Annotated in this window: 18 protein-coding genes and 1 pseudogene; 10 read left to right on the forward strand and 9 right to left on the reverse strand. The window is 70.8% G+C overall.

What is annotated here, in order from left to right:
• The 4 genes and pseudogenes from KUTG_RS46510 to KUTG_RS54870 all read left to right on the forward strand — a co-directional run.
• Positions 1 to 306: pseudogene (locus tag KUTG_RS46510) on the forward strand (hypothetical protein); the annotation flags it as partial.
• 40 nt (positions 307 to 346) lie between these two features.
• The gene (locus KUTG_RS46515; protein WP_043726319.1) at positions 347 to 814 is read left to right on the forward strand and encodes a hypothetical protein; all 468 of its coding nucleotides are present in this window, start codon (positions 347 to 349) and stop codon (positions 812 to 814) included.
• Positions 815 to 921: 107 nt separating this feature from the next.
• Positions 922 to 1,098: a CsbD family protein gene (locus tag KUTG_RS55620; RefSeq protein ID WP_063753648.1), complete on the forward strand. Its 177-nt coding sequence runs from the start codon at positions 922 to 924 to the stop codon at positions 1,096 to 1,098.
• 191 nt (positions 1,099 to 1,289) lie between these two features.
• On the forward strand, positions 1,290 to 4,124 hold the full coding sequence (locus tag KUTG_RS54870; protein WP_157495276.1) for an AfsR/SARP family transcriptional regulator: 2,835 nt from the start codon (positions 1,290 to 1,292) through the stop codon (positions 4,122 to 4,124).
• Here KUTG_RS54870 and KUTG_RS46525 read toward each other — a convergent pair.
• Entirely contained in the window at positions 4,102 to 4,893 is a 792-nt protein-coding gene (locus tag KUTG_RS46525; protein WP_043726321.1) for a maleylpyruvate isomerase family mycothiol-dependent enzyme, read from the reverse strand. The genes KUTG_RS54870 and KUTG_RS46525 overlap by 23 nt on opposite strands.
• Positions 4,894 to 4,964: 71 nt before the next feature.
• Positions 4,965 to 5,924 carry a helix-turn-helix transcriptional regulator gene (locus KUTG_RS46530; protein WP_043726323.1) on the reverse strand — a complete coding sequence of 320 codons (960 nt, stop codon included), beginning with the start codon at positions 5,922 to 5,924 and terminating at the stop codon, positions 4,965 to 4,967.
• 63 nt (positions 5,925 to 5,987) lie between these two features.
• Between KUTG_RS46530 and KUTG_RS46535 the strand changes: the two genes are divergently transcribed.
• Positions 5,988 to 6,395, forward strand: coding sequence for a VOC family protein (locus KUTG_RS46535; protein WP_043733119.1), 408 nt, complete (start codon positions 5,988 to 5,990; stop codon positions 6,393 to 6,395).
• Between the two features lie 89 nt (positions 6,396 to 6,484).
• On the opposite strand, the gene KUTG_RS46540 is transcribed toward KUTG_RS46535, so the two are convergent.
• The gene (locus KUTG_RS46540) at positions 6,485 to 7,243 is read right to left on the reverse strand and encodes a glycoside hydrolase family 75 protein (protein WP_043726325.1); all 759 of its coding nucleotides are present in this window, start codon (positions 7,241 to 7,243) and stop codon (positions 6,485 to 6,487) included.
• Positions 7,244 to 7,552: 309 nt separating this feature from the next.
• Positions 7,553 to 8,110 (reverse strand): TetR/AcrR family transcriptional regulator, encoded by a 558-nt coding sequence (locus KUTG_RS46545; protein WP_043726327.1) that lies wholly within the window; start codon positions 8,108 to 8,110, stop codon positions 7,553 to 7,555.
• Positions 8,111 to 8,184: 74 nt separating this feature from the next.
• Between KUTG_RS46545 and KUTG_RS46550 the strand changes: the two genes are divergently transcribed.
• Positions 8,185 to 8,925: a dienelactone hydrolase family protein gene (locus KUTG_RS46550; protein ID WP_043726330.1), complete on the forward strand. Its 741-nt coding sequence runs from the start codon at positions 8,185 to 8,187 to the stop codon at positions 8,923 to 8,925.
• A 149-nt stretch (positions 8,926 to 9,074) separates the two neighbouring features.
• On the opposite strand, the gene KUTG_RS46555 is transcribed toward KUTG_RS46550, so the two are convergent.
• A complete protein-coding gene (locus tag KUTG_RS46555) occupies positions 9,075 to 9,890 on the reverse strand; it encodes a S1 family peptidase (protein WP_232241305.1) in 816 nt (271 codons plus the stop codon).
• Between the two features lie 494 nt (positions 9,891 to 10,384).
• Positions 10,385 to 10,846: a hypothetical protein gene (locus KUTG_RS62520; RefSeq protein WP_043726334.1), complete on the reverse strand. Its 462-nt coding sequence runs from the start codon at positions 10,844 to 10,846 to the stop codon at positions 10,385 to 10,387.
• A gap of 41 nt (positions 10,847 to 10,887) precedes the next feature.
• Here KUTG_RS62520 and KUTG_RS62525 point away from each other — a divergent pair, with 41 nt between their 5' ends.
• Both KUTG_RS62525 and KUTG_RS59845 read left to right on the forward strand, forming a co-directional pair.
• A complete protein-coding gene (locus KUTG_RS62525; protein ID WP_052396237.1) occupies positions 10,888 to 11,343 on the forward strand; it encodes a hypothetical protein in 456 nt (151 codons plus the stop codon).
• Between the two features lie 68 nt (positions 11,344 to 11,411).
• Positions 11,412 to 12,092 (forward strand): SGNH/GDSL hydrolase family protein, encoded by a 681-nt coding sequence (locus tag KUTG_RS59845; RefSeq protein ID WP_043726336.1) that lies wholly within the window; start codon positions 11,412 to 11,414, stop codon positions 12,090 to 12,092.
• Positions 12,093 to 12,135: 43 nt separating this feature from the next.
• Here KUTG_RS59845 and KUTG_RS46575 read toward each other — a convergent pair whose 3' ends face one another.
• The gene (locus KUTG_RS46575; protein ID WP_052396238.1) at positions 12,136 to 12,858 is read right to left on the reverse strand and encodes an AfsR/SARP family transcriptional regulator; all 723 of its coding nucleotides are present in this window, start codon (positions 12,856 to 12,858) and stop codon (positions 12,136 to 12,138) included.
• Positions 12,859 to 13,397: 539 nt separating this feature from the next.
• Between KUTG_RS46575 and KUTG_RS46580 the strand changes: the two genes are divergently transcribed.
• The gene (locus KUTG_RS46580; protein WP_043726338.1) at positions 13,398 to 14,057 is read left to right on the forward strand and encodes a TetR/AcrR family transcriptional regulator; all 660 of its coding nucleotides are present in this window, start codon (positions 13,398 to 13,400) and stop codon (positions 14,055 to 14,057) included.
• Between the two features lie 7 nt (positions 14,058 to 14,064).
• On the opposite strand, the gene KUTG_RS46585 is transcribed toward KUTG_RS46580, so the two are convergent.
• Positions 14,065 to 15,444, reverse strand: a complete 1,380-nt coding sequence (locus tag KUTG_RS46585) for an MFS transporter (protein WP_198047582.1) — start codon at positions 15,442 to 15,444, stop codon at positions 14,065 to 14,067.
• A 232-nt stretch (positions 15,445 to 15,676) separates the two neighbouring features.
• Positions 15,677 to 17,191, reverse strand: a complete 1,515-nt coding sequence (locus KUTG_RS46590) for a flavin-containing monooxygenase (RefSeq protein WP_052396842.1) — start codon at positions 17,189 to 17,191, stop codon at positions 15,677 to 15,679.
• Positions 17,192 to 17,396: 205 nt separating this feature from the next.
• On the opposite strand from KUTG_RS46590, the gene KUTG_RS46595 reads away from it, so the two are divergent.
• Positions 17,397 to 18,415, forward strand: a 1,019-nt coding sequence (locus KUTG_RS46595) for a flavin-containing monooxygenase (RefSeq protein WP_052396239.1), incomplete at its 3' end; no start/stop codon positions are given.

Genomic DNA, 18,415 nt, shown 5'->3' on the forward strand with positions numbered 1-18,415 from the left:
CGGCGCGAGCGCCGCCTACCTCACGGTGTCGGAGATCTCCCGTTGGAGATCCGCGCGATGGCCATCGCGTTGTTCTACTCGGTCGGCACCGGGCTGGGCGGCATCATCGGCCCCGTGCTGTTCGGCGGGCTGGTCGACACCGGCAGCACCACGCTGGTGGCCGCCGGCTACTACCTGGGCGCGGTGATGATGATGGGCGGCGGTGTCCTGGAGCTGCTGATCGGCGTCGAGGCCGCGCAGCAGTCGCTGGAGGACATCGCGAGCCCGCTGTCGGCGGAGGAGCCCGCGTCGCGGGAAGCGGCGTAAGCCTCGTGTTTGTGTCCGCTGTGGGCGGGCATCCGACACCATGTCGGCACGGAGCGAGAACTCGAACGTTGCCGCGTTTCGGCGCGGTCGGTGGATCCTGGCCGGCCAGGGCCTGGTGTTTCTGCTGGCCGGTGGCTGGGCGCTCGTCACGGCTTGGCTGGGCGGCAGTCACGCTGTCGTGTTCGGCACGCCGGTGCCGACGGGATTGGCCGGAATTGTCGCCACGGCCGGCCTGGCGTCGGTGGTGTGCGCCTCGAACCGCCGCGCCGGGTCCGTGTTCGTGTGCGTGCAGGCGCCCCTGTTCCTGATCCTGTTCATGGTCTCGGCCGCCACCCGCCATTCCGGCGTGTGGCAGAGCGTCTTCGGCTACGACTCCGCCATGTCGTTGGCCTACCTGGTCATCGGCCTGCTCGGGCTGTTTCTCGTGATGTGGATGTTCCCGCACGCCATCAGCGAACGCGACCGCCCGCGCCTGCGGATCCGCCGGAATCACCACGGCCGGCCCTGACCGATGTTTCACGGGCGCGCGGTCGGGTATTCGGTGGCCACTTCCTTCAGGAGAGCAGGGAAGTCCACTGTTTCGATCGCCGACAGCGAGGCAAGGGAAGGATCGTCATGAGCACCGAGCGCAAGATCGATGCCAAGGCCGACGAGGTCAAGGGCAAGGTGAAGGAAGGCGTCGGCGGTGCCACCGACGACCACGGCCTTGAGGCCGAGGGCAAGACGGACCAGGCCAAGGGCAAGGTCAAGGAAGCGGCCGAGAAGGTCAAGGACGTCTTCAAGAAGGACTGATCGCATACGCTGATCCGAATGGACCGCCGGCAGTTCTGCCGGCGGTCCATTCTGCGTGAACGCCCCGTTGTCGTATTCCCGAATTCGGTGGACGAGAAATAGTGCGCGCCGCCGCGCGACCTCGCCGGGCGACCGGCCGTGATCCCTGGCGCTACAGTGCTGGTCAGGAGCTGGGGTCACCGGGAGTGCGCGTGGAGTTGAGGCTGCTGGGACCCGTGGAAGCGCGGGTGGGGGACACGGCGGTGAGCCTGGGGCCCCGGCAGAACCGACTGGTGCTCGCGGTGCTGGCCTGCGACGTGAACCGTCTGGTCTCCGTCGACCGGCTGGTGGAGTGGGTGTGGCCGGTGGACCCGCCGAGCACGGCGGCGCACGCGATCCGTGTCGGGGTCTCGCGGCTGCGGTCGCGGCTGGCCGAGACCGGCGCCGAGGTGACGATTTCCACGCAGGGACCGGGCTATGTGCTGCGGGCCGATCCGATGCGGATCGACGTGCACCGCTTCCAGAGCCTGATCGACCAGGCGCGGTCGACCACGGACGACCGGGACAAGGTGCGGCTGCTTGAGCAGGCGCTGGGCCTGTGGACGGGGCCGGCGCTGGCCGACACGGCCACCGACGACGTCCGCGATCGACTGTGCGGCCGGTTCGAGGAGGCGCGGCTCGCGGCCGTGGAGGATCGATTCGCCTGCCTGCTCCGGCTGGGGCAGCACGAGGACCTGCTCGGCGAGCTGCGGGCCTTCGCGGAGGCGCATCCGACGCGTGAGCGGGCCTGGGCGCAGCTGGTGCTCGGCCTGTACCGGAGCGACCGGCAGAGCGACGCCCTGGCGGCGCTGCGCCGGGTGCGTGCGTTGCTGGCCGAGGAACTCGGCATCGACCCCGGCGGCGAGCTGCGCCTGTTGGAGAGCCGGGTCCTCCGGCAGGATCCGCAGCTGCTGCTCGGTGACGCCGCGCCCACCGTCCGGCCGCGACCGACCCGGCCGCTGTCGGCCTTCCTCGGGCGCGAGCGGGAGATGCGGACGCTGTCCGAGACGCTGGACAGCCGGCGGCTGGTGACCATGGTCGGTCCGGGCGGGGTGGGCAAGACCAGGCTGGCGGTGGAACACGCGGCCGAGCGACAGGATCCGCACGGCCCGTGGCTCGTGCGGCTGGCCGACGTCCGGCAGGCCAAGGTCGTGGCCCACGCCGTGGCGGACGCGATCGGCGCCTCCGACATCTCGACCAGCACGCAGACCAGTGTGATCCGAACGCTGGCGGCGCGGCCGGGCCTGCTGGTCCTGGACAACTGCGAGCACCTGGTCGACGCGGTCGCCGAACTGGTCGTCGAGCTGCTCGACCGCTGCCCCGACCTGCGCGTGCTGGCCACCTCGCGTGAGCCGCTCGGGATCGACGGCGAGACCGTCGTGCCGGTGCTCCCGCTGCCCGTGTACGAGGACGACGGCACGGACGGACCGGCTGTGCGGCTGCTGCTGGACCGGATCAGCGCCGCCCGCGCCGGCTGGTCCCCGTCCCCGGCCGACACCGTCCACATGCGACAGTTGTGCGCGGCGCTCGACGGGCTGCCCCTTGCCCTTGAGCTGGCCGCCGCGCCGGCGACCGTGCTCGGCCTGGCCGAGATCGTGGCCCGGCTCGACCACCGGTTCGCCGTGCTGGGCTCGACCCCGCGCGGTTCCCTGACCTCGCACGCCAACCTGCAAGCGGCGATCGCCTGGAGCGTCGAGCAGCTCGCGGCCGGCGACCGCGCGCTGTTGACCCGGCTGTGGCCGTTCGAGGGCGGATTCTCGCTGGAAGCCGCCGAGGCCGTCGGCCCGGGCGACGGGCGGACGGTGGAGTCGTTGTCCGCCTTGGTATCCCGCTCCGTCGTCACCGCGGACACCACGCCGACGCCGACCCGCTACCGGCTGTTGGAGACGATTCGCGCCTACTGCCAGGAACAGGATTCCGAGCCGGCGGCGACGCTCGAAGCCCACGCCCGGTGGTGCCGGGCGCTGGTCGACCAGCACTGGGCCGAGCTGCCCTTCGCGCTCGGCGGCCACTCCATGCGGGTGCTGACCCGTGAGCTGCCCAACATCCGCGGCTGCATCGCCCACGACCTCGAACACACGCCCGCGTCCGCCCTGCGTACGGTCGGCCGGCTCGACTGGTTCTGGATCAGGAGCGGCCACTTCGCCGAAGCGAGCCGCCTGCTCGACACCGCGCTGTCGCTCGACAAGGAGCCTTCCCTCGACCGCGTGCAGGCCCTGACCGCCCGCGGCAACCTCCTGCTCGGACTAGAGGCCGACCCGGCCGACGCGTTCGCGTGCTTTGCCGAGGCCAGTGGCCTGTCCGGTGCGTCCGACGACGTCGAGCACCGGGTGAGCCACGGCCGGGTGCTGTTCATGTCGGCGTTCCTCCTGCGCGCGTTCGGCGAGCTGGACCGGGCGCTGGAGGCATCCCGCCGCACGGTCGCGATCGGCCGCGAGCTGGGGGTCGACTGGTTGACTTCGAGCGGCCTGGCCAACATCGGCGCCACGCTCGTCGTGCTGGGCCGGGTCGCCGAGGGCGAGCGGGCCCTCGTCGAGGCGGCCGAGGTCGCCGAGCGGGACAGCGTGATCTGGCCGCTGGCGTACGCGAAGATGACGCTCGGCCAGTCCCTGGTGCGGCGGGCGGCCGCGGCCCCGGACCCGGTCGCGGTGGGCCGGGAGGCCCTCGACCTGTTGTGCACGGCGGTGCACTGGTTCGTGCGGCTGGAGGACCAGATCACCGTCATGGCCGCCGTGAACTCCGCCGCCGCCGCGTTCGCCCACATCGGTGCCGCCGCGACGGCCCTGTCCCTGGCCGCCGGCGTCCGCCGCCAGTGCGACGACTTCGGCCTTTCCGTCGGCTACCTCTCGCGCTTCACCGCCGTCACCAGCGACATGCCCTCCGCCGACTCGCTGTCCGCCGCCGACCGCGCCGCCGCCGAGGCCGCCGGGGCGGCGCTGCGCTGGCCGGAGCTGGTCGACCTGCTGTGGCTGGAGGCGAAGCAGCTCACATCGGTGGCACGAGGGTGAAGTAGCGGTCGAGCACGGCACGGGGACCGACCACGCCGAGCAGTTCATCGGCCGGGATTCGCTGCCACAGAAACAACATCAGGTCCGAGGCGGTGCCGATCAGTTCGACGTGGCGCGGCTCGGCGCGGTCGATGAGGCGCACGGTGTCGCCGTCGAAGTGGACGGTCCAGATGTCGTCGCCGTCGGTGCGGCGCAAGCGAATCCGCTCGCCGAGGCCGGGCGGGGCCTGGGTGCGGGTCCGGCGAAACGGGGCCATGACGGTGAAGTTCTGCTCGATGGCGTCCGCCGCGAGCTCGTCGTCGATCGGTTCGGCCGTGCCGAGGGCGTTTTCGGCGTCCCAGCGGTGCACGGCCGCTTCGATGGTCTGCATGCGTGCCCAGAAGCCGACGGTCTGCTCCTGCGACCATGTCCAGACCGGTTCGTCGGGATTCCGGCTGCTGAACAACGATTCCAGCGTCGTGGCTCCGTCCGCGAACCAGTCGATCAGGCTCGTCGGCACGGGACCGTGAGTAGGTGCTTGCTCCGGGACGGGCCAGCCGCGCGTGTCGGCGGGGAGGTCGAGAAAGGCGCGGTCGGTCGGGTTCGGCGGTGCGGCAAGGCGTTGTTCGATCACGTGGATCACGTATCGGTGCACGTAGCCCAGGTGCGCCAGCAGGTCCGACATCGACCAGCCGGGGCAGGACGGGACGGGAGGAGCGGCATCGGCGGCGCGGCGGACCGCGTCCTCCAAGGCCGCGATCTCCCGCCGGAAGTGGGGCACGTAGTCCATGGCCTCACTCTGCCACCTGGCCGCCGGGCAGGACCTCGCAGCGGTGGCCCGGAACTGGAACGCCTGGTGGATCAGCCGGCCGCGGCGGCGAGGCGGTCGGCCAGGGCACGGACGAGGGTGCGCAGGGCGTCCGGGCCTTCGACGACGAAGGGGAGGCCGAGGCCGGCGAGCAGGCCCGGCACCCAGTCCAGGCGCTCGGCCCGCATCCGCACGCCCACCCAGCCGTCGTCGGCGATGGCGTGCACGGTGGCGATTCCGGGCGGGAACGCGGCGGCTACCTCGTCGGCGGTTCCTTGCACCCGCAGGGAGATCTCGTGCCGGTAGGGGATCCGCGCGAGCCCGGACAGGACGTGGTCGGCGGGCTCGAAGCCGTCCGGTGGGTCGAAGGCGCCGGCCAGCAGCCGAGGGGCGGTGACGCGGTCCAGCCGGAAGGTGCGGGTCTCGCCGCTCACGGAGTCCGCACCGGTGACGTACCAGCGTCCGGAATGGGCGACGATTCCGTACGGGTGCAGGACGCGCTCGGTGCGGCGGCCGTCGGCGGCGGTGTAGTCGATGGCGACCGGCCTGCGGTCCCGCGCGGCCTCGGCCAGCAGCAGCAACACGGTCGTCTCGGGGGCGGCCGACGGGAGGGGCCGCTGGGTGAATTCGACATTCTCCAGCAGGGCGTCCAACCGCCGTCCCAACGCTTCCGGGAGTGTGCGGCGCATCTTGGCCGCGGCGCTCTCGGCGGCCACGACGGAGCTGGTCGCCAGCCCCGCCCGACGGCCGGCGATGAGGCCGAGCAGCACGGCCAGCGCCTCCTCGTCGGTGAGCATGAGGGGCGGCATGCGGTAGCCGGGCGCGAGACGGTAGCCGCCGTAGCGACCGCGCACGGACCGGACCGGGATATCGAGGTCGGTCAGGTGGACCACGTAGCGGCGGACCGTGCGCTCGTCGACGCCCAGCCGCTGCGCCAGCTCGGCCACGGTGCGGGTGCCGCCGGACTGGAGGATCTCCAGCAGGGCGAGCACCCGGGCAGTTGGTCGCGTCACAGTGCTCAGTATCGCGCCGATACCGGGCGGATCCTGTCCGGTATCGGTCCTAGCGTGCTCGACATGACCACCAACACCCTTGTGTCGATCCGCCTGATCACCGACGACGTCGCCCGCCTTGTCGCGTTCTACGAGCGGGTCACCGGCCTGCCGGCCACCTGGGCGACTCCCGACTTCGCCGAGCTGGCCACCCCGGCCGGCACCCTGGCGATCGGCAGCACCCGGACCGTTGCGCTGTTCGGGGCGGGCTCCGCCGTCCCCGCGGCCAACCGGTCGGCGATCATCGAGTTCCTGGTCGACGACGTGGACGCCGAGTACGACCGGATCCGGCAGGTCGACACCTGTGTCGTCGCCGAGCCGACGACCATGCCCTGGGGCAACCGCTCCCTGCTGGTGCGCGACCCCGACGGCAACCTCGTGAACCTGTTCACCCCCGTGACGCCGGAGGCCGTCGCGAAGTTCGGGCGCTGAGCCGGGCATAAAAGAACGCGATCACCGCCATGCTCGCCGCCGCCGACGTCAGGGTGGTGATCGCGCTCAGTGTCGATCTACCGCGGATACTACGGCTTCATGCTCGCGCCGAGGGTGTCCAGCGCCTTCTGGACCATGGCCTGGGCGTTGGCGTTCAGGTTGGCGTTGCTGCCGTTCACGATCCAGGACGCGCCCGAGAAGATCACGACGGTCACGCCGTTGTCGACGCCGCCGGAGGTGCCGCTGCTCGGGATGCCGAGCGACGAGGCCGCCTTGACCGACGCCTCGCCGAGCTCACGGGAGTCGTTGTCCGAGGTGGTCTGCGAGTTGCCGGTCTGGGTGTCGCCGAAGATCGCGCCGATGACCTTGCTCTTGTAGAACATCAGAGCGAACTGCCGGCCCTTGATGCCGTGTTCCTTGTAGAAGAAGTGCGGGCACGGGGACTTGCGGTCCCAGCAGTCGTCGCCCAGGACGTAGAACGGGACGTGGTGCGCGGCCAGCTGCTTGCCGTTGCTGTCCTGGAACGTCGTCTGGTCCTGGTGGTCCGGGTCGCTGTCCGGGTCGCTGCCGTCGTCGTCCACGGCCAGGCTGGAGCTGTAGGCGTAGACGCCCGTGGCCACCTGGTACACGTTCACGTTCTGCGACCGGGTCATGGTGTTGATGTGGGGCTTCGAGTTGACCTTGTTCGCGGTCGTGCTGTTCTTCTTGACGCCGGCCAGGACCTCGGCGGCCGTGTACGCCGGGGCGGCGGCGGCCGACGGGACCGACGCGTCGGCGAAGTCCGCGGTGGCGGCCTCGGCCGAGTTGACGGCGAGCGGCGTGGCGAGCGCCAGCGCCGCGACTACCACGGCTAAGCGCGTACGGGGGGATGACATGGCTGCAGGGCCTCCACGTATCGTTAGGAAACTTTCCTAACGCATTGAAGCACCACGGGTGACCCCTGTCACGTGATCAACTTTCACAAAATTCGACCGGCGCCGGCCAAATCCGGGCATAGGGGACAGCTCGGGCCGGTAGCGGCGGTGATGTGACCGGATTTCCGCGAGTTGGCGGAGATCTGCCGGGCCGGGCCGGGGTCGGCGCGTCGACGCGCGAGGTCCGGTCGGGCGGCCAGGGGGCGGGCCCGCCCGCGCGAGGTCTGTCGGGCTACCGGCGCGTCAGCGCACGAGCTCGCGGACGTCCTGGAAGGCCCTGGCCAGCAGCGAGTCGAAATCGGCGGCGGAATCGGACGTCCACTCCTGGATGGCCAGGCCGAAGGTCGCCGCGCCGATCTGGGCCGCGAGCACGGCCTGCCGGTCCGGGATGCCCCGGGCGGCCAGGGCGCGGGCGGCGGCGTCCTGAATCGTGGCGATCTTGGCCAGCTCTCGCTCCCGCAGCGCCGGTGTCGACGCGATGAGCTCGGCGCGGGGCACGGCGAAGGGCCGGTTGACCTCCAGCACGGGCCGCAGGGCCCGGAAGGCCTCGCCCAGCACGGCCATGGGCGCGGTGGCGTCGGGCACCTCGGCGATGGCCCGCGCCAACGCCGTGGCGACGACGTCCTGGCCGCCGAACAGCACCTCGCGCTTGTCCGGGAAGTGGCGGAAGAAGGTGCGCTCTGTGACGCCGACCGCGGCGGCGATCTCCGCCGCGGTGACGGCGTCGTAGCCGCGCTCGCGGTACAGGGCGAGGGCGGCCTCCTGAAGGCGTCGACGCACTTCTTCTCCGCTGCGGGGCACGGGCCTCAGCCTACCCGTCAGTGACTGACGCTACGTAGTAGTGTCAGTCACTGACGCAACGAGCGGAGGCGGCTGTGGCCGAGGTGACGATCGAGACCGACCGGGGCGCCATGCCCGGCTACCTGGCGGTGCCCGGCGGCCCGGGGCCGTGGCCGGCGGTGGTGGTGATTCACGACGTCTTCGGGTTCACGCCGGACGTCAAGGCGCAGGCGGACTGGCTGGCCGGCGCGGGCTTCCTCGCCGTGGCGCCGAACCTGATGCACTGGGGCGGCCGGGTGGCCTGCCTGCGGTCGATCTTCCGCAACCTGCGTGACCGGCACGGCCGCGCCTTCGACGACGTCGAGTCGACCCGGCGGTGGCTGGCCGACCGCGCGGACTGCACCGGCCGGATCGGCGTGATCGGCTACTGCCTCGGCGGCGCGTTCTCGCTGCTGCTGGCGCCCGGCCACGGCTTCGACGCCTCCAGCGTCAACTACGGCACCGTGCCCGAGGACGCCACGAGCTTCCTGGACGGAGCCTGCCCGATCGTGGGCAGCTTCGGCGGCAAGGACGGCCAGCTGCGTGGCGCGGCGGCCAAGCTGGAATCGGCGTTGACCGCGAACGGCGTCGTCCACGACATCACGGAGTACCCGGAGGCGGGGCACAGCTTCCTCAACGACCACCGCCCCGGCGACATCCCGCGGATCTTCCTCGTGCTGACCAAACTGCTCGGCGCCGGCCTGCACGAGGAATCGGCGAAGCTCGCCCGGGAACGCATCGTCGGCTTCTTCCACGAGCACCTCGAAGAGAGCGTCGCCGCCGGCGGAAACCGATGAATGGCAACACCTGCCGTTGACCTTCGTCATGATGGTGAGCGAGGTCGATCCGGCCACGGTGCGGGGCATCCTCGCCGAGTTGCCGCCCGCGGTCAGCGGAGTCATCGCAGCCGCTGGTGCCGAGGAAGGATGACCCGGCTTTCCTGCTGTCAGGCCATTTGCCGGCGGATCCAGTCGGCTACGACGTCCAGCCGGGCCACGTTCTCCAGGCCGGCCTGGGGGCAGGCCGGGCCGTTGTTGACGATGGCGACCAGGGTACCGGTCATGCCGTCGGCCGAGACGAAGAACGGGCCGCCGGAGTCGTCGGGGCAGGGGCTGTTCTCGACCGTGCGCGGCACGGTCGGCGCGGCGCCGAGGGTGTAGTCGTGGATCTCTGCCACGGTGAAGGTGCCGCGCTTGAGATGGTCGGACGGCTTGACGACGGTCGACGACAGGGAACCCCAGCCGGCGAACTGGAGCGCCTCGCCCACGGTCGGCGGCGCGGTGGGCAGCGCGAGCGGGGCGATGTCGGTGATGGCGTGATCGAGCTTGGCCAGCGCGAGGTCGCTGACGGGCGACTGCCGCACGTCCACGACCTGGGCCGTCTCGCCGCCCGGGTCGCTGTCCTTGAGTTTTCCCAGTGTCACGGCCATGTGGTAGCGGGGCGGCCCGCTGTCGGGGGTGCCGACGATGCTGTGAAAGCAGTGCCCGGCCGTGACCACCCACTGCGGGGCGATCAGGGAGCCGCTGCACGCGCCGCTGCGCACGCTGCCGTCCAGCTGGGGGATGTCCTTGGCCGTCAGCTTCGTGTTGAACGGCAACTCGTGGCTGAGAACCGGTTTGGCGGCCGCGTGCGGGCGGCTCGTCTCGGCGGCCGCGCGCTCCTGCGCCACGGTGTAGGCACCCGCGCCGCCGGCGCCGAGAATCATCGCGACGCCGACGGTCCCGAGTCTCGCCCCGATGCGCCTGCGCGGAGACGTTGTCATACCACCCATACGCCGCCGGCCCGGATTCCGTTGCAGTTGAGTGTGGACCGGCCACGCGCTGGCGTTGCTCGATGGCTCGACGGAGAGGAAGCCGAGCACTGCCTGGCGTGACGGGGGTTTCGGATCGACCGCCAGGCGGTGGTCCGCCGGTCGGACATCGTGCTCGGCGGGCCGAATCTCGCCAACACGCAGTCGATGCCGCTGGGCAACGGGAGCCTCGGCGCGGCGGTGTGGGCCGCGGAGAAGCAGATCCCGCCGCTGCCCCGCACCGGCGCCGCCACCCACTCGCAGGTGCTGACGCCCGACGCCGACGCCGGCGGCCAGGACGTGATCGCCTACTCGACGCAGCCGACCGCCCAGCTCGACAACGGGGAGAACCTCGACCTGGAGCCGAGTTGGGCGTACGGCCTGATCGGCGACGACTCCGGCCCGCTCACCGACCCGGCCAAGCGCAGCTACGACGCACGGCGGTTCCGGTTCAATGCGGAGTGGGACTACGACGGGCTGTCCGCGGCCCGGTTGGGCCTGGCCGGCGAGGTTGAAGCGAACCTGGTCGCCATCACCAAGAAGTACCAGGTCTTCCCATCAGGCATGGGAAATCTGTTCGGTTCGGCCGGTGCGGCGCCGTACGACGAGGAGACGGGCATCGTCGCGGCCAACCTGAACGAGGCGCTGGCGCAGGACTGCGACGGGCTGCTCCGGATCGCGCCCGCCTGGCCGTCCGACTGGGACGTGGACGGCACGGTGTCGTTGCAGCACAACAGCAAGGTTGACCTGCAGGTGCGCGGCGGCGTGCCGGTGACGGTGGTGCTGGAGGCGGGGGACAACGCGCCGATGAAGGTGCGCAACCTGTGGGCGGGGCAGTCGATCAAGGTGGTCGACGCCGACGCCGACGCCGACGCCGACGCCGACACCGACACCGACACCGACACCGACACCGACCGCACGGTCGTCACGCCGACGGCCGCCGGGCAACATCGACGGTGGTGGCGCCAGCATGTCGGCCAAGGCCTTCGCCGATGTCGGCGTGACCCCGGGCGGCCCGGTCAGCCACGGCGGACTGACCTTCACCTGGCCTTTCCAGGCCGGCACCGGGACGCCCGACAACACCGTCGCCAATGGACAGACGATTACGCTGACCGGAACCGGAAACACGTTGGGATTCCTGGTGACCGCGGCCTACGGCACGGCCGGCGGTACGGCGACGGTCGTCTACACCGACGGCACCACCCAGGACTTCAGCCTGACCAGCTCCGACTGGTTCGGCGGACCGGGCGATGTGGCCTTCACGGCGGCGTATCAGAACCGGCAGGGCAACACGACGTACCAGGGCAGCGCATACGTGTACTACGTCCGCGTGCCGTTGCTGGTGGGCAAGACCCCATCGCGGGCCGGCTCCCGGCCGGCGGCCCCAGCGCCGTCGCTGCACGTGTTCGCGATGGCCCGAGGTTGAGGGCAATCTCGGGGCCTCCGAGAAGCTGGCCGTTGCGTTCTACATACGGACGCACGTATTCTTTCGGGGTGACCGTGCCCACGCCCCGGACCGAAGCGTCCGACCCGTTCTGCCTGTCCGACGTGCACGCCGCGGGCCTGCTGTTCGACGCGCCGTGGTCCCGCTTCGCGGTGATCGGGGACAGCCTGTCGGCAGGGACCGGCGACGCGAGCCCCGGCTACGCCGACCTCGGCTGGGCCGACCGGGTGGCCGGCATCCTGCGCCGGGTGCGGCCGGACCTGGGCTACCTCAACGTGGCCGTGGTCGGCGCGCGGACGCCGGAGGTGCTGGACAAGCAGATCGAGCCGATGCTGGAGTTCGGACCGGATCTGCTGCACATTCCCTGTGGCGCCAACGACATCGTGCGCCGAAACCCGGACTACGACGACATCGCCCGCACCCTGCGGCGGCTGTACGACATCGCCGCCGGCACAGGCGCCCAGCTGATGTCGTTCACCCTCGGCAAGGCCTATGTCGTGCCGGTCTTCCCCGACTGGGACGAGCGGGTCCGCACGATGAACGAGATCACCCGCGGGCTGGCCGCCGAGTACGGCGTCATCGTGGTCGACATGTGGGACCACCCGGTGAACGCCCGGGACGACCTGCTCAGCGAGGACCGGATCCACTTCTCGACCTCGGGCCAGGCCGTGATGGCCACCGAGGTCGTCAAGCAGCTCGCGTACCTGCTGGGCGCGGTCAGCCCGGTGTGAGAGCCCTGCGGCCCGGAACTCCCGCCCGGGCCGCAGGGCCGTTTCAGTGCGTGCGGAGCAGCTGGTAGCGGGCCGACGCCGGGACGTGGGCGGGCAACTGCTCGTCGGGGTCGGTGATCGAGGACCGCAGCTCGTGCCCGGGCCGCACGCCCAGCTCGTCCTGGAGCACCCGTTCGGCGCGCTGGTAGGCCTCCGCGGCCTCGGCGTAGCGCCCCATTCTGCGCAGGGCCAGGATGTGCCGGGTGTGGATCGACTCGTTCAGCGGATTCTCCGCGATGAACTTGTGCGCGTTGAGCACCACCTTCTGGTTGTTGCCGAGCGCGATCCAGGCGTCGATCAGCGTTTCCCTCGCCGCCGCCCGCCATTGGTGCAGTTGGTCGGCCGCCGTCGCGGTCAGCGGTCCGTCGAGAGTGTCCGGCAGCGCGTCGCCGCGCCACAGGGAAAGGGCGTCCTCGAGAATGGCCGCGACCACGTGCGGTGCCTCCGGCGCCAGATTCAGCGCCCGTTCGACGAGGGTCATGAAGCGGTGCGCGTCGACCGCGGTGCGGTCGATGTTGAGCCGATATCCGTTGTTGACCGTCTCCAGCATGTCGGACCGGCCGCCGTTGCTGTGCAGCCAGCGGCGCAGCCGGGCGACATGCGCGTGCAGCGCGTTGACCGCATCCCCCGTGGTGCGGGTCAGGTCGAGCTCCTCGATCAGCTCGTCGCGACCGACGTTGTCGTCGGCCCGGAACGCCAGAACCGCCAGTATGCTGCGGAGTTTCACCCCGCTGAGCGTTGCCTCCACGTCTCCGAACCTTGATCGCATCGGGCCGAGGATGCCTATGCGCGCAGAGTCCATCGTCCTCGTTCCTTCTGCCACGGCAGCCGACACCGAATGACGGGGGACGCACTCCTTAACCCCAGGAACCCGGGTGACCGCTGGGCAACTCCCCAGAAAGCCAGATCTTGGCTTGACAACCGAAGACTAACGATGCGGGTAGTTGTCGTGGCACCCACACCTTCAGGTAGGGCCACTCGGCGGATCGGGGGAGTCAATCGAGCGGGGTACAACCATTCCGCTGACCGGTCGGTGACCGCGGCGGATTTTGCCTCATCGGGCGGGGGTCGCCGGAATCGGTGGCGGCGGCGGGCTCCGGATAATCGGAGAGAATCGACACATCCCACGCCATCGGGCGATGGCATTCACTCGGTCGGCGGTTGATCTGATGTTTTGCCGAGGAATTTCCGGCCGGATCGGCATTCGGTCGCACGGGGTGGGCGACGAGCGGGCCAGGGCGGCGATGTGAGAGTATGATCGGTCGTATGGAAAACGGGTCGGAGCGCACGGCTCAGCGTTCGGCCGCCGGGGTCGTGTCGGCCCGCGACGCGGACGAGATCACCGACAAGCGGGTCCTGCGCGGGATGCGGAGCCGCCAGATCGTCCTGCGCGAGGCCGTGGACGTCGCCTCGCTGGAAGGGCTGGAGGGCGTCAGCTTCGGCCGGCTCTCCGCCGCCACCGGCATCAGCAAGGCCGGGGTCCAGACGTTGTTCCGTAGCAAGGAAACCCTCCAGCTGACCACCATCGAGTACGCGCGCGAGCTGTTCCTGGACTCCGTGGTGGCGCCGGCGCGGTCGGTCACCCACGGGGTCGCGCGGTTGCGCGCGCTGATCGGCAACTGGATCGACTACGCCGAGCGGCCGCTGTTCGCCGGCGGCTGCTTCTGGGTGGCCAACCTGGCCGACTACGACAGCAAGCCGGGCCCGATCCGGGACGCGCTGCGCCGTCAGCGGCAGGAGTGGGTCGGCCTCATCGCCGCCGAGCTGCGGCATGCGGTGGCGGCCAAGGAGATCGGCGACCTCGACGCGGACCTGGCGGCGTTCCAGATCGACGCCGTGCTGTGCGCGACCAACACCTCGATGCGCCTCGGCGACGACGATGCGGCGGACAAGGCCCGCCGCATCGTCGAGGCAATCCTGACCTGAGGCCGACTCAGCGGGCCTTGGCCGCCTTGGGCATCAGGAACACCAGCGCGGCCACGACCACCGCGATCGCGAACACCGCCAGCGACGCCATGGCGAATCCGTGGCCCGCGGCCTGGACCCGGCCGTCCACGTCGGGGCGGAACGACGTGAAGAACACCACGCCGATCACCGCGACGCCCAGGGCCGCGCCGACCTGCTGGGCGGTGGAGAGCGCGCCGGAGGCCATGCCGACCGCCGCCGGCTCGATCCGCGCCAGCACCGAGTTGAGCAGCGGCGTGATGAGCAGGCCGCCGCCGACGCTCTGCAGCATCAGGGTCGGGATCACCGTGGCCGGGCTCATGGGGCCGCCGGTCAGCAGCACCACCGCGGTCGACAGGTAGCCGATCGCCAGCACGATCGAGCCGATCTCCAGCACCCGTCGCCCGTACTTCGGCACGAGTCGGCCGGCGACCATGCCGAAGATGAAGAACATCACCGCGGCCGGCGCGTACACCAGGCCCGACTGCAGCGCCGAGAACCCGAGCCCGTCCTGCAACGACACCGCCAGCGACAGGTAGTACGACGTCAGCAGCGCGTACACGCAGATGACCAGCAGCAGGCCGAGCGAGAACGAGCGCTTGCGGAACAGGGTCAGATCCATCAGCGGGTCGCCGCCGCGGCCGGCCACCCGCCGCTCGACGGCCACGAACACCGCGAACGCGGCCAGGCTGCCGGCGAAGCAGACCCACGTCCACGACGGCCAGCCCTGCTCGCGGCCCTGGATGAGGGGGAAGGTGAGTAGGAACAGGGCCGCGCTCAGCGCCGCCACGCCCGGCATGTCCAGCCGGCGCGCGCCGGCCGCCTTCGACTCCGGCACGAACTTGGCCGCCAGCGCGAGGGTGACGATGCCGATCGGCACGTTGACCCAGAAGACCGAGCGCCAGTCGGAGCCGAACAGGTCGGCCCCGATCAGCAGCCCGCCGATCAGCTGGCCGCCGATGGTGCCGAGGCCGATGACCACGCCCAGGATGCCGAACACGCGGTGCCGGCCCTCGGCCGGCACGAGCAGCGTGATCACGCCGAAGACCTGCGGCACCACCATGGCCGCGCCCAGGCCCTGCACGATGCGCGCGACGACCAGCATGCCGGGGCCGGTGGCCATCGCGCAGGCCACGGAGGCGAGGGTGAAGATCACGATGCCGAGCATGAAGATCCGCTTGCGGCCGTAGAGGTCCGCGATGCGGCCGGCGGTGATCATGAACACCGCGTAGCTGAGCTGGTAGCCGGCGAGCACCCACTGGAGCTCGCCCGCGGTGGCGCGCAGGTCGCTCTGGATCGCGGGTCCGGCCACGATCGCGATGTAGGAGTCGAGGATCGCCATGAACATGCCGATCATGACGGTCGCCACGGGGGGCCACGGGATCGCGGGCGGCGCCTCCGGTGGACTCGCGACAGCTTGGTGCCTGGCATTCGTCACGAAGGCCGTTCCCTTCTCGTCGGACGCCGGACCCGACGATCCGGCCGGAGGCGAGGCTCACCCGCGGACGGGGGGTGTCCGCGGGTGACCCGCGCACAATAGAGCGTACATGCGACCGTATGTACATCGCAACGTGGCCGGGTTTATCGCAACGTGGCCGGGTTTACGGCAACGGGGCCGGCACGGCGCGGGGCACGGCGGTCAGGGCGTAGGCGTCCGGGTCGGGGCGACGGGTGGCCCGCCAGTAGCTGGTGCCGGTGCCCGGCCAGGACTGGCGGTTGGCCCCGGTGTGGTCGAGGAACCAGCTGTGGCAGCCGCCGGTGTTCCACACCGACCGCGACAGCTTGCCGTGCAGCCAGGAGTTGAACTTCCGCTGCACCTCGGCCCGCACGTCCAGCCGGGTCGCCCCGCGCGTCTTCATCAGGCGCAGGCATTCCACGATGTAGTGCAGCTGCGCCTCGATGACGAACAGGATCGACTGCGCGCCGCCGCCGGAGTTCGGGCCCATGACCATGAACATGTTCGGGAAGCCGGACACGGTCATGCCCAGGTAGGCGGTCATGCCGTCGCGCCAGGCGTGTTGGATGGTCTCGCCGCCGCGGCCGACGATGTGCTCGTGCGCGCACCGGTTGTCGGTGCTGAAGCCGGTGCCGAGGATGACCACGTCGGCGCGGTGCAGTTCGCCGTCGCTGTCGCGGATGCCGGTCTTGGTGAACTCGGCGACGCCGCTGGTCACCAGGTCGACGTTCGGCTGCTGCATGGCCGGGAAGTAGTCGTTGGTGAGCAGGATCCGCTTGCAGCCGATCTGGTACGAGGGCGTGAGCTTGGCCCGCAGCACCGGATCGGCCACCTGCTTGTCCAGCGTCCGGCGCGCGGCGATCTCCAGGATCTTCACGAAGCGGGGGTGCAGGAAGGCCAGCACCGGCAGCTCGTGCGTCCAGTAGGCGGCCAGCCGGTAGAGCCGCTGCACGAACGGCGCCAGCCGGAACGCCTTGCGCTCCCGGTCGCTGAGCGGGCGGTCGGCCTTGGGCAGCACCCAGTGCGCGTTGCGCTGGAAGACGTCCACATGCGCGGCCTGGCCGACGATCTCCGGAATGAACTGCGCGGCGCTCGCCCCGGTGCCGATCACCGCGACGCGCTTGCCCTTGAGGTCCACGGAGTGGTCCCACTGCGCCGAGTGGAACACCGCGCCGCCGAAGCGTTCCATGCCGGGGAAGTCGGGCCGGTTCGGCAGGTGCAGGGCCCCGTGGGCGAGCACGACGATCCGCGGCCGGAACTCCTCGCCGGAGCGGGTGCGCACGTGCCAGCGGTCGGCCGCCTCGTCGAACTCGTAGGACACCGCCTCCGTGTTGAAGCGCACGAACGGCTCCAGGTCGTGGTCCTTCACCACGCGCCGGATGTAGTCGAGGATCTCCGGCTGGCCGGCGTACATCCGGCTCCAGTTCCGGTTGGGCGCGAAGGAGTAGGAGTACATGACGCTGGCCACGTCGCAGGCGCAGCCGGGATAGGTGTTCTCCCGCCAGGTGCCGCCCACGCTGTCGGCCTTCTCCAGGATCACGAAGTCCCGCTGCCCGGCCGCCAGCAGTTTCACCGCCATGCCGAGCCCGGCCATGCCGGAGCCCACGATGAGGACGTCCGGCGACTCGGTCGCCCCTGCTTCGTTCGGTGTGGACGCCACGACCGTCTCCTCACGTGTTCGCGCGCGGATGTCTCGGCCTCGGATCATCCGCGCCGGCTCTGAAACGCCTCTGCCACACCGAACGGGGCGAGGTCAGGGGCTCGTCAGAGCGCTTTGCGATGATCGCGGCGTCGATCCTCGGACCGGGCGCGATGGGAGTTGAAGTTCCCGCGTGAACACTGCAGAGCAGGCACGACCGCGGCATGTGCGCGTGATAGTGATCGGCGGCGGGCTGTCCGGCGTCGCCGCGGCGGTGCGCCTGCGGCGTGAGGGCCACGAGTTCCTGGTCCTCGAACGCGGGGAGCAGGTCGGCGGCACCTGGCGTGACAACACCTATCCCGGCGCGGCGTGCGACGTGCCCTCGCACCTCTACTCCTTCTCGTTCGCGCCCAACCCGGCGTGGACACGGTCGTTCTCGCGGCAGGGCGAGATCCAGGACTACATCGTCGACGTCGTGCGCCGGCATCGCCTGCGGGACAACCATGTCTTCGGCTGCGAGGTGCTGTCCACGCGGTGGAGCGAGGCCGATTCGCGCTGGGAGCTGGAGACCAGCAAGGGCCGCTTCACCGCCGACATCGTGGTGGCGGCCTTCGGTGCGCTGTGCGAGCCGGCCCGGCCCGACATCCCCGGCATCGAGGACTTCGACGGCACGGTCTTCCACTCCGCCCGCTGGGACCACGACGTCGACCTGAGCGGCAAGCGGGTCGCGGTGATCGGGTCCGGGGCCTCGGCGATCCAGATCGTGCCCGGGATCGCCGACCGGGTCGGGCAGTTGGAGGTCTACCAGCGGACGCCGCCGTGGATCCTGCCGCGGATGGACCGCCGCTACACCGCCGTCGAGCGCTTCGCCTGCCGGCGTGTGCCGTTCTACCAGCGGCTCATGCGCACGGCGATCTACTGGGCGCGCGAGGCGCAGGTGGTCGGGCTGGCCAAGAACCCGCTGCTGATGCTGCCGATGGAGCTGGCCGCCCGGGCCAAGCTGCGCGTGCAGGTGCGGGACCGGGCGCTGCGGCGCAAGTTCACGCCAAGCTATCGCCTGGGGTGCAAGCGGATCCTCATCTCCAACGACTACTACCCGACCTTCGTCAAGCGCCACGTCCGGCTGGTCACCGAGGGCATCCAGCAGGTCAAGGCGAACGCGCTGGTCACCGCCGACGGCGAGGTGCACGAGGCCGACGTCATCGTGCTCGCTACCGGCTTCCAGATCGCCGACTCGCCCGCGCA

The organism is Kutzneria sp. 744 (assembly GCF_000568255.1).
In the GTDB taxonomy this organism is placed as follows: domain Bacteria; phylum Actinomycetota; class Actinomycetes; order Mycobacteriales; family Pseudonocardiaceae; genus Kutzneria.